General features: G+C 72.1%; 10 protein-coding genes and 1 riboswitch. Of the genes, 3 read left to right on the top strand and 7 right to left on the bottom strand.

The window, feature by feature from the left end; translation table 11 throughout:
- From AWZ10_RS21965 to AWZ10_RS21975, 3 genes are all read right to left on the bottom strand, one after another.
- Positions 1-1,740, bottom strand: a 1,740-nt coding sequence (locus AWZ10_RS21965) for a putative cobaltochelatase (RefSeq protein ID WP_060891868.1), incomplete at its 3' end; no start/stop codon positions are given.
- A gap of 76 nt (positions 1,741-1,816) precedes the next feature.
- Positions 1,817-3,343 carry a cobyric acid synthase gene (locus AWZ10_RS21970; RefSeq protein WP_046704521.1) on the bottom strand — a complete coding sequence of 509 codons (1,527 nt, stop codon included), beginning with the start codon at positions 3,341-3,343 and terminating at the stop codon, positions 1,817-1,819.
- The gene (locus AWZ10_RS21975; RefSeq protein ID WP_060891869.1) at positions 3,340-4,311 is read right to left on the bottom strand and encodes a cobalamin biosynthesis protein; all 972 of its coding nucleotides are present in this window, start codon (positions 4,309-4,311) and stop codon (positions 3,340-3,342) included. Before AWZ10_RS21975 ends, AWZ10_RS21970 begins: the two co-directional genes overlap by 4 nt.
- A 107-nt stretch (positions 4,312-4,418) precedes the next feature.
- A riboswitch (cobalamin riboswitch) is annotated at positions 4,419-4,538 on the bottom strand.
- A 288-nt stretch (positions 4,539-4,826) separates the two neighbouring features.
- Here AWZ10_RS21975 and AWZ10_RS47935 point away from each other — a divergent pair.
- Both AWZ10_RS47935 and AWZ10_RS47940 read left to right on the top strand, forming a co-directional pair.
- Entirely contained in the window at positions 4,827-5,006 is a 180-nt protein-coding gene (locus AWZ10_RS47935; RefSeq protein ID WP_078935754.1) for a DUF397 domain-containing protein, read from the top strand.
- Positions 5,007-5,035: 29 nt separating this feature from the next.
- On the top strand, positions 5,036-5,347 hold the full coding sequence (locus tag AWZ10_RS47940; protein ID WP_234360848.1) for a hypothetical protein: 312 nt from the start codon (positions 5,036-5,038) through the stop codon (positions 5,345-5,347).
- Here AWZ10_RS47940 and AWZ10_RS51555 read toward each other — a convergent pair.
- The 4 genes from AWZ10_RS51555 to AWZ10_RS21995 form a co-directional block, all read right to left on the bottom strand.
- Complete coding sequence (locus AWZ10_RS51555) at positions 5,277-5,783, bottom strand: hypothetical protein (protein WP_060891870.1); 507 nt, start codon at positions 5,781-5,783, stop codon at positions 5,277-5,279. The two genes, AWZ10_RS47940 and AWZ10_RS51555, sit on opposite strands and share 71 nt — an antisense overlap.
- Positions 5,784-5,826: 43 nt before the next feature.
- Positions 5,827-6,684, bottom strand: coding sequence for a helix-turn-helix domain-containing protein (locus AWZ10_RS21985; RefSeq protein WP_046709668.1), 858 nt, complete (start codon positions 6,682-6,684; stop codon positions 5,827-5,829).
- A gap of 244 nt (positions 6,685-6,928) precedes the next feature.
- Positions 6,929-7,150, bottom strand: a complete 222-nt coding sequence (locus tag AWZ10_RS21990) for a hypothetical protein (RefSeq protein ID WP_046709667.1) — start codon at positions 7,148-7,150, stop codon at positions 6,929-6,931.
- 29 nt (positions 7,151-7,179) lie between these two features.
- On the bottom strand, positions 7,180-8,442 hold the full coding sequence (locus AWZ10_RS21995) for an inorganic phosphate transporter (RefSeq protein ID WP_046709666.1): 1,263 nt from the start codon (positions 8,440-8,442) through the stop codon (positions 7,180-7,182).
- A gap of 829 nt (positions 8,443-9,271) precedes the next feature.
- On the opposite strand from AWZ10_RS21995, the gene AWZ10_RS22000 reads away from it, so the two are divergent.
- The gene (locus AWZ10_RS22000) at positions 9,272-10,003 is read left to right on the top strand and encodes a class II aldolase/adducin family protein (RefSeq protein ID WP_060891871.1); all 732 of its coding nucleotides are present in this window, start codon (positions 9,272-9,274) and stop codon (positions 10,001-10,003) included.
- Positions 10,004-10,044: the final 41 nt, after the last annotated feature.

The raw sequence follows: 10,044 nt of genomic DNA on the forward strand, positions 1-10,044 counted from the left end.
TGCCTCCAGCGCGGCCGCGAGCGGCGTCCGCCCGCCCGTGGGCAGCGACTCCAGCCGGGCGGCCGCCGCGTCCACGGACGAGGTCGGCGGCAACGCCACCTCGGCGGCCGCCCCCCGGAAGGTCACCAGACCCACCTTGTCCCGCCGCTGATAGGCGTCGAGGAGCAGCGACAGGACGGCGCCCTTCACGGCACTCATCCGCTGCCGCGCCGCCATCGACCCGGAGGCGTCGACCACGAACAGCACGAGGTTCCCCTCACGCCCCTCCCGCGTCGCCTGCCGCAGATCGTCACGGCGTACGACCAGCCCCGGCCCGGACCGCCCCCGCGTCCGCTGATGCGGCGCGGCGGCCTGCACGGTCGCCGCCAGATGCAGCTTGGTCAGCGTGCCACGGGGCCGGCGCGCTCCGGTCGTGCGCCCGTGCTCGGTCCGTGCCCGCGAACGCCGCCCGGAAGCGCCCTCCCCGAGCCCCGGCACGCTCAGCACCTTCGTACGAAAGGGTTCGGCGGCCCGTACGGCGGACTGCTCCCCGGCGGCCGGAGCCTGCGCCGGCACGCCCTCCCCGCTGTCGGGCTGTGCCCCGGAGTCACCGCCCTGCGGCCCCTCGGGCTCGGAGGAGGGCGGCTGCCCACCGCCACCGGGTCCGTCGGGATCGGGATCGGGATCGGGATCGGGATCCTCGTCGTCCTGCGCGTCCTGCGCGTCCTCCGGGTCCGCCGCGTTCCCCGGTGGCTGCGCGAACTCCTCCAGCGTCTCGTCGAGCTTGTCCTCGTCGAGCCCCGGAGCGTCGAACGGGTTCCGCCGCCGCCGGTGCGGCAGCGCGAGCAGCGCCGCCTGCCGCGCATCCTCCGCCAGCACCTCGGTCCGCCCGGCCCACGCGGCCAGCGCGGTGGCCGTCCGGGCCATCACGATGTCGGCCCGCATCCCGTCGACCTCGAAGGCCGCACAGGTCGCCGCGATCTGCCGCAGCACCCCGTCGCCCAGCACCACGGACGGCAACAACTCCCGTGCCGCGACGACCCGTTGCCGTACGTCGGACTCCTCGTCCGCCCAACGGGCCACGAAAGCCGCCGGGTCGTCGTCATAGGCGAGCCGCCGCCGTACGACCTCCACCCGCTGGTCCGGCTCCCGCGAGGCCGCGACCTCGACGGTCAGCCCGAACCGGTCGAGCAGCTGCGGCCGCAGCTCGCCCTCTTCGGGGTTCATGGTCCCCACGAGCAGGAACCGCGCGGCATGCCGTACGGAGACACCCTCGCGCTCCACGTACGAGGCGCCCATCGCGGCCGCGTCGAGCAGCAGGTCGACGAGGTGGTCGTGGAGCAGGTTCACCTCGTCGACGTAGAGGATCCCGCGGTGCGCGTCCGCGAGGAGTCCCGGCTCGAACGCCTTCACACCCTCGGACAGCGCCCGCTCGATGTCGAGGGCGCCGACGAGCCGGTCCTCGGAGGCGCCGACGGGCAGTTCGACCATGCGCGACGGTCGCGTCTCGAACGCCGGCTCGTGCGGCCCGTCCGGGCACGCGGGGTCCGGCTTCGCGGGATCGCACGAGAACCGGCACCCGGCGACGACCTCCACCTCGGGCAGCAGCGCCGCGAGCGCCCGCACGGCGGTGCTCTTCGCGGTCCCCTTCTCACCGCGCACCAGCACACCGCCGACCGCCGGTGACACCGCGTTCAGCAGCAGCGCCAGCCGCAGGTCGTCCTGGCCGACGACGGCCGTGAACGGAAACGGAACACTCACTATGCGTCGCCCTCCAAGTCACCCTCCGGCCACGGGCGGTTGACCCGCGGCCGGTCGTTCAACAGCGAGCCCGTGCTCATCCGGACGCTCCCGGTGTTCCCGGTGCGCCCGGCGGCACGAACGGCAGTCCCGCCGGCGCGCCCGACTCGATGAGCCGCCACAGCGCGTCCGTGTCCGCGTGTTCCTCGATCAGATCGCCGAGCCGGTCCAGCTGCTCCTCGCGCAGCGCCGCGAACGACGTGTCGGCGGCCGGCACGAAACGGCGCCCCGATGCGGCCGCCACCTCACGCAGAAAGGCCCGCCGGAACCCGTCCGACTCCAACGACCCGTGCCAGTGCGTGCCCCAGGTCTGCCCGACCCGGCACCCGTCCAGGAAGGGTTCCCCGCCCACGACCTCGGCGACCCCGTGATGGATCTCGTACCCCTCGACGTGTTCCCCGAGGGCCTCCCCGACGGGCCGCGTGAGCGTCTTCTCGGGAGCGAACCGCACCCGCACGGGCAGTATCCCGAGCCCGTCCACATGCCCCCGCCGACTCTCGACCTCGTCCTCGATGTGCTCCCCGAGCAGCTGGAACCCACCGCAGATGCCGAGGACCGGCCGCCCCTGCGCGGCGCGTCGTGCGAGGGCGTCGGCGAGGCCCCGCTCCCGCAGCCACTCCAACGCCCGGACCGTCCCCCGGGTACCCGGAACGACGACGAGGTCGGCGTCGGCCAGTTCCTCGGCCCGGTCCACGAACCGCACGACGACACCGGGTTCGGCGGCGAGCGCGTCCACATCGGTGAAGTTGGACATCAGCGGCACCGCGCACACGGCCACCCGCAGCACGTCCTCCCCGACGGGCGGCGCGACACCGGACTCCCGGACCGTCCCCCGCAGCGAGACCCGCAGTCCGTCCTCCTCGTCGATCCCGAGCCCGTGCCGGAACGGCAGCACGCCGTACGTCCGCCGCCCGGTGAGCCCGTGCAGCATGTCGAGCCCCGGCTCCAGCAGGGAGACGTCCCCCCGGAACTTGTTGACGAGGAACCCGGCGACGAGGGCCTGGTCCTCGGGGGAGAGCAGCGCGACGGTCCCGAAGAACGACGCGAAGACCCCGCCACGATCGATGTCGCCGACGACCAGCACGGGAAGCCCGGCGTTGCGGGCGATTCCCATGTTGACGATGTCGGTCCGCCGCAGATTGATCTCGGCGGGGGAACCGGCCCCCTCACAGATCACCGCGTCGTACGTGCCCCGCAACTCGGCGAGACACTCCAACACCGTCCCGAGCAGCCGTTGTTGCCGCCCCCCGTGGTACCCGCGCGCACTCATCTCACCCACGGGCTTGCCCAGCAGCACCACCTGGCTGCTCCGCTCACCCCCGGGCTTCAGCAGAACGGGGTTCATGAGCGCACTGGGCTCCACGCGGCAGGCCTGCGCCTGCATGGCCTGAGCCCGCCCGATCTCGGCGCCTTCCTTCGTCACGAAGGAATTGAGCGACATGTTCTGCGCCTTGAAGGGCGCGACCTTGACACCCTGCCGCACGAGCCACCGACAGATCCCGGCGGTCACCACACTCTTCCCGGCATCGGAGGTGGTCCCGGCCACCAGCAGTCCGCCGCTCATCCCTGCCTCCCCAACCGCTGTGCCGAGCGCCCTGCGACCCGCCCCCGCAGCGCCGCCGCACCCGCACTCACCCCGAGCGCCAGCCACCCGACCCGCCGGGACAACCGCACAGCCCGCTCGATGTCGTCCACGACGACGGCCCGCCCTTCCCCATTCAGCACAGGTCGATGCTCGACCCGCCCCCCATACGCCAACGTGCCCCCCAGCCGCACTCCGAGCGCCCCCGCGAACGAGGCCTCCACGGGCCCCGCGTTGGGACTCGGATGCTTCCCCGCGTCCGCCCGCCAGGCCCGGACAGCCCCCCGGGCATCCCCACCGGCAGCCGCGGCCAGCACCGCCGTCAGCCGGGCCCCCGGCCACCCCGCCACGTCGTCCAGCCGCGCGGAGGCCCACCCGTACCGCCGATACCGCTGCGACCGGTGTCCGACCATGGCGTCCAGCGTGTTGACGGCCCGAAACCCGACGAGCCCCGGCACCCCACCGACGGCCCCCCACACGAGCGCCCCCACCACCGCGTCGGACGTGTTCTCGGCGACGGACTCCACGACGGCCCGCGCGATCCCGTCGGGGTCGAGCGCCTGCGGATCCCGCCCGCACAGATGAGGCAACCGGGCCCGCGCGCCCTCGACATCCCCCGCGTCGAGGAATCGCCCGATCGTCCGGGCCTCCCGCCCGAGCGAGGTCCCCCCGACGACGGCCCAGGTGGCGGCGGCGGTCAACCCGACGGAGGCGACCCGCGACGGCCGTACGGCGGCAGCCGCGACGGCCCCCAGCGCCACGGCGCCGCCCGCGCACACCGCGGTGTGCAGTGCGCCCCACCCCCGGTGGTCGCGCCACAGCACCCGTTCCACGGCACCGGCGGCCCGCCCGAACGCGGCGACCGGATGCCCCCGGCGCGGATCACCGAGCAGCAGATCACCGAGGAGTCCGGCGGCGGCGCCGTACGCGAAGACGCGGTCGGCACGCACCGGTTCAGCCGATCACGGGGTCGGGCAGGGACCGGGCGCTGAGCCCCGGCGGGCAGCCGCACATGGCGCACATGGCGATATGTCCTCACTCAGGGTGTCCACGCCCTGGTTCGACGAGACCGACGGCGAGAGTTCCTGGCTCCCGGGGGGTTCTTCCCCGGTGACAGTGGCGGGACCGCGCCGGACTCGCACCGGCTTCCTCTCCTGCCGTCGTACATGGCCCCGGCAGTCCACCACGCCCCCGGAAGACCCGTCAACTTGCTGTTGACCTGCGGTGCAGCGGTGTGCTGAGCCCCACACCGCCGAAATCGCGTCAGACACCCGAATCGGCTCTTTCCGCGCTCTTCCCCGACGCCCGGGCTGGGAACACTTGAGGGAACGGCAGTACGAAAGCAGAGCGCCGACGAGCGGCATCGGGACACGGCGCTCGGGTCGTCGCGGTGCGGACGCCGTGTCGGTGCACGCCGGCCGGTGAGGTGGAGGTCGGTGTGGTCGGCAGGGAGTCGCCGGAGCGGATGTGGGTCAGGAGCAGCTACTCCGGTGAAGCGGACGACTGCGTGGAAGTGGCCGCCGGGCGGAGGCGGGTCATGGTTCGTGACTCGAACGGGAACAGTGACGCGCTGCTCGTCTTTCGCTACGCGGCGTGGTGTGGTTTTCTGGCGGGACTTGTGGACCCGGGAGCGGGCGGATCATGAAGATCGGCCCGGGGGACGGAAGGTGACACATGGCAGACCGAGCGAGGGAAACAGCCTCGGCACGCACGGGGAAGTCGGGCGTCTGGCGTGAACGGGTGACCGCTGTCGCTCCATTGGCGCTCTTCTGCTCCGTGATGGGGGTGCTGTCCGTCGGAGCGGGCGCTCTGGCCGCGCTGCTCGTGCCGAGCGGTGAGGTGCGTGCGCTCGTCTGGCTGGTGGTGACCGTGCTGGGCGCCGCCGGGGCCGGCCTGTGGTGGGGCCTGACCCCGGTCACGGAACGGCTCCGGGTCCTGAACCGGGCGCTCGGCCAGGCTCGGCCCCCAAGGCCGCATCACCGCTGACGGTGGCGGTCCGCGAGCCGGTGGAGCGGTGCCGCAACGCGCCGCCCAGCCATGCGCCGAGAGCCGTGACGAGGGCCGCGCCCACCGCGCCGATCACGGCCGAGGTGAGGGGGGAGGCGCCACCGGGCCGTATCCCGGGACCGACCCGGGTGGCGACCGAGACGCTGAACAGCAGGACGCTGCCGCATGCCGTGCCGAGCAGCAGCCGTACGGACAGCGGCCGGGCGGCGTCCGCCACTCGGGCGCTCTCGACCTGAATGAGCGGCTCCGCCCCCTCGGGGTGCTGCACGGCGTACGCCTTGAGGGCGCTGTCGCCGGGCTCGGCCGGCTCCTCCGGCTCGGTCCGCTCGGGCGGGACCCGCGGCGTGGCGCCCGCCGAGGAGGCGGGTGCCGTGCGCAACTCCCGCCACCACGCCCGTATTCCGAAGACCGCCATGAGTCCTCCCTCCCCGTTCGTCGCCCGGGCGTCCCGTCCCGGGTCAGTCGTTGTCCAGGCTCTCCCTGATCGCGTCGAGCGCCTCGATCATCCCCTCGCCGCGGTACGCGATGGAGCTGATGTCCTCGAAGCACTCCTGATAACGCGCTGTGAGGGCCAGGTCGTCACGGTTCGACAGGCCCCCGGTGGGGCCCTCGATGTAGAGCAGGTCGTCGTCGTCCTTGAAACCGAGCAGGATGAACGGTGTGGTCGTGCCGTAGTGCGCTCCGGCGGAGAACGGCAGCAGTTGGAGGCTCACGCGAGGGTGTTGCGCCACGGCCTTGACGCGCTCCAGTTGTCGCCGCATGACCGCGGGACCGCCCACCACACGTCGTACGGACGCCTCGTCCAGGACGATGTCCACCTCGGGACCGTGGTCGCTGTCGAGGGACCGCTCCTGTCGGGTGGTCCGCAGTTCCACCTGGCGTCGCACCCGCGCCTCGGGAGTCCTGGCCGAGAGCAGCGCGGTGGCGTAGTCCTCCGTCTGCAGGAGCCCGGGCAGGACGATGGGGTTGTACATCCGGATCGTGTTGGCCGCGCCCTCGTACCCCAGGTACTGGGCGAACTGCGGTGAGACGAGGTCGCTGTACTGGGCCCACCAGGACTGGCCCTTCGAGCCTCGGGCCGCCTCCTCCAGCTCCACGACCAGGCTCGCGTCCGTGACCCGGTACTGCTGGAGCAGCGCCCGCAGGTCCGTGACTCCGAGACCGACCGTCCCCGCCTCGATCCTGATCAGCTTGGACAGTGACCACTCCAGGCCCTGCGCGGCGTCCCGCTGGGTCAGCCCGGCGCTCTCGCGCGCTTTGCGCAGCTCGATTCGCAGCCTGCGTCGATTCAGGCTCGGATCGATGTCCCTGGCCATGGTGCTCCCTGCCACATGTCGTCATTGACTTGTCGGGTCGCCACTTTCGCGTAGTAACTCCCTATCAGATTAGGTGAGTTCGCGAGTGGCGGCCAGCCGCCGTCAGTATGACAGGTGTCTTTTCGGAGGTGGCGCACCAGCGCCGCGAACACGGAGAAAACCCCCGTAAGCGTCATGAAGCGCCTACGGGGGTTGCCTCTGAGGTTGTCGGTGTCGGCCCGAGAGGGCCGTGGGATTTCCGGTCTCAGGTCATGATCAGGGAAATTCCGTACGCCACGGCCGCCGCGCACAGCGCGAAGCACACGTACGCCCCTGTGGTCGCAGCCGCCACCGAGTCGCCCCGGGTTGACGCCTGCTCCCGCTTGGAGAGGCCGACGATGCCCAGGGTGAACAGGCCGACGAGGGCCACGGTGACCACGAGACTGACTCCGAAGACGGAGCCGAGAGCTGCCCAGTCGATGTGCATGGTGGTGATTCCTCAGGGAGTCGTGGGGCTCAGACGGCGGGCGTCGGCGTGGACGAGCCCGCCGGGGCCGTGGTCTCGGCGGCGGCCGTGGCCGTGGGGGCCGGGATGGTCGCCGTGAGGTCCTCGGTCACGGTGCCGACCGGCGGCGGAGTCACGGCGGCCATCGCCGTCGTCACCACACCGGGCGGCTCCTCGGTGTCGTTCACATTGGTGTGGTCGACCACCTCACGGCGGGAGACCATCCAGATCGCGGCGCTGGAGGCGACGAGGAAGACCGCGACGACGGCCGTGCCCCACGCGCCGAAGGACGTCACCCACTCGGCGAGCGCGGCGACCAGCGCCGCGGCCGGCAGGGTCAGACCCCAGGCGATGAACATCCGGGTCGCGGTGGACCAGCGGACCACCCCGCCCTTGCGGCCGAGGCCCGCGCCCATCACCGCACCGGAGACCGAGTGCGTGGTGGAGAGCGAGAAACCGAGGTGCGAGGAGGCCAGGATGACCGTGGCCGCGCTGGTCTGGGCGGCGAAGCCCTGCTGCGGCTGGAGGTCGGTCAGGCCCCTGCCCATCGTGCGGATGATGCGCCAGCCGCCCAGGTAGGTGCCGAGGGCGATGGCCGTACCGGCGGAGACGATGACCCACACCGGCGGGTCGGAGTCGGGCGCGAGGGCGCCGCCGGCCACCAGGGCGAGGGTGATGATGCCCATCGTCTTCTGGGCGTCGTTCGTGCCGTGGGCCAGCGAGACCAGGCCCGCGGAGGCGATCTGACCGGCGCGGTAGCCCTTGCCGGAGGCCTTCTCGCTCGTGTGCCGACCGAGCCTGTACGTCAGCCGGGTGGCGAGCATCGCCGCGATACCGGCGACCAGCGGGGCGGCGACGGCGGGGATCAGCACCTTGGTGACGAGCACGTCGCCGTGCACCGCGCCCACACCGACCGAGGCGATGGTGGCGCCGATGAGGCCGCCCATCAGGGCGTGCGAGGAACTGGAGGGGAGCCCGACGAGCCAGGTCAGCAGATTCCAGAGGATGGCGCCGACGAGCGCCGCGAAGATGACCTCTGGCTGTATGCCGGACTCGTCGACGAGTCCCTTGGAGATGGTGTTGGCGACCTCGATGGAAAGGAACGCGCCGACAAGGTTGAGCACGGCGGACATGGCCACCGCGACCTTGGGCTTCATCGCGCCGGTCGAGATGGTGGTGGCCATCGCGTTGGCGGTGTCGTGGAAACCGTTCGTAAAATCGAACGCAAGCGCGGTGACGACCACGATCGCGAGGATCAGCGAGAAGTTTTCCATTTACCCGAGCTTCTTTCGGACGTCAGTGGCATGAGGACCGTAGGCAACCTGGGTGAACGGAAGGTGAACTGGGGCGGGCGCGTGGGTGTAGTGAATGAGGTGTCGCCGCTCCGTTTGTGCGTGGGCGGACGCGTTCGGCGTGACGGAGCGGTGGCCCGACGTTCGAACTGAGACGGAATGCCGAGGTCCGGTACCCCGTCGGCCCTCGGTGGACCTCTTCGGCCGGTTCATCGACCCGTTGAACGGGTTCTGGTCACCCGGCAGGCCCTCGCTGCCGTTGTCGTACCGCCGGATCGCCCACAACCTCCACCCCGCCGGGAGTTCTGCCGCCCCCGCGGAGTCGTACACGGGCGGGCGGCACGGTCCGGCCGTCCGCGCGCCGTCCGCCGCAGTTGTTCACGAAGCGGGTTGCGACAGGTGGTGGACCCGGTCGCCCTGACGTGGACGAACCTGCCCTTCGACTTCGCGCCCGGCCGGTCCGCCTTCCGCTGGTGCGGGGAGACCTCGTGTCCCCTGGGCTCGGCGGCGGCCGAGACGGGGTGCTCGGGGAGAGCGGTCCCGCCCCGGACGAGCGCCGCGAGGGAGGCGGCGAGCACGCGGCTGCGACGACGGGACGGCTGGAGAGCGCGGGCCATGATTCCCCCCGGAACGGCGACGTGTGCGACAAACCCGCGGAAGGTACTGGAAGATCGCCGAATCCCTGTCGATCACCGGCCCATCGCCAACACCGGGCGACGTATGCGCATATGGGTTCCTCCGGAGGTCGCGTTCGGCTCCGCAAGTCCCGGCCCCGGGCCCGTCGGCGCGATCCGCCTGGCAGGATCACGGCATGGCTGAGCAGTGGTGCGACACCCGGGACGAGCGGGGCGCGGGTGAGGACGCACAGGGTGCGCGGGACGGGCGGCAGAGGGGCGTGCCGGACGACGTGGCGCGCGCGTGGGACGAACTCGTCGCGACGGCCCGCCGGACGGTGGCCGACGGTCTGGTCGTCGGCACCTCGGGCAACGTGTCCGTACGCGTCGGGGGCACCGTCCTGGTCACACCGACGGGAGTGCCCTACGACCGCCTGACCCCGGACGACGTCACGGGCGTCGACCTCTCCGGCCGGCAGGTCCTCGGCACGCTTCGCCCGACGAGCGAACTGCCCATGCACCTGGCGATCCACACCACCACCGACGCCCGTGCCGTCGTCCACACCCACGCCGTCCACGCCACGGCCGTCTCCACCCTGGTGAGCGAGCTGCCGCTGATCCACTACATGTCCGCGGCCCTCGGCGGACCCGTCCGAGTCGCCCCCTACGCGACCTACGGCACCCCGGAGTTGGCCGAGAACATGCTCCGCGCATTGACGGGGCGCACCGCTTGCCTCCTCCAGAACCACGGCACGATCGCCTGCGGACGCACCCTCTCCGAGGCCTACGACCGCACGACCCAACTCGAATGGATGTGCCAGGTCTGGCTGAGGGCCTCCTCCGTCCCGGGCCTCACCCCCCACCTCCTCACCCACGAACAGGTGAACGAGACGGGGGAGCGGCTCAAGGGGTACGGCCAGCCGAAGTAGCCCCGGCGTCCGGCCGCCCCCACCTCCGGCCTCCCGCCGAT

The organism is Streptomyces europaeiscabiei, assembly GCF_001550375.1.
GTDB classification, from domain to species: domain Bacteria; phylum Actinomycetota; class Actinomycetes; order Streptomycetales; family Streptomycetaceae; genus Streptomyces; species Streptomyces europaeiscabiei.

Coding starts and splice junctions, on each gene's coding strand:
- AWZ10_RS21970 (WP_046704521.1), bottom strand. CDS start 3,343: ATGAGCGGCGGACTGCTGGTGGCCGGGACCACCTCCGATGCCGGGAAG.
- AWZ10_RS47935 (WP_078935754.1), top strand. CDS start 4,827: ATGTGGGTCAGGAGCAGCTACTCCGGTGAAGCGGACGACTGCGTGGAA.
- AWZ10_RS47940 (WP_234360848.1), top strand. CDS start 5,036: ATGGCAGACCGAGCGAGGGAAACAGCCTCGGCACGCACGGGGAAGTCG.
- AWZ10_RS51555 (WP_060891870.1), bottom strand. CDS start 5,783: ATGGCGGTCTTCGGAATACGGGCGTGGTGGCGGGAGTTGCGCACGGCA.
- AWZ10_RS21985 (WP_046709668.1), bottom strand. CDS start 6,684: ATGGCCAGGGACATCGATCCGAGCCTGAATCGACGCAGGCTGCGAATC.
- AWZ10_RS21990 (WP_046709667.1), bottom strand. CDS start 7,150: ATGCACATCGACTGGGCAGCTCTCGGCTCCGTCTTCGGAGTCAGTCTC.
- AWZ10_RS21995 (WP_046709666.1), bottom strand. CDS start 8,442: ATGGAAAACTTCTCGCTGATCCTCGCGATCGTGGTCGTCACCGCGCTT.
- AWZ10_RS22000 (WP_060891871.1), top strand. CDS start 9,272: ATGGCTGAGCAGTGGTGCGACACCCGGGACGAGCGGGGCGCGGGTGAG.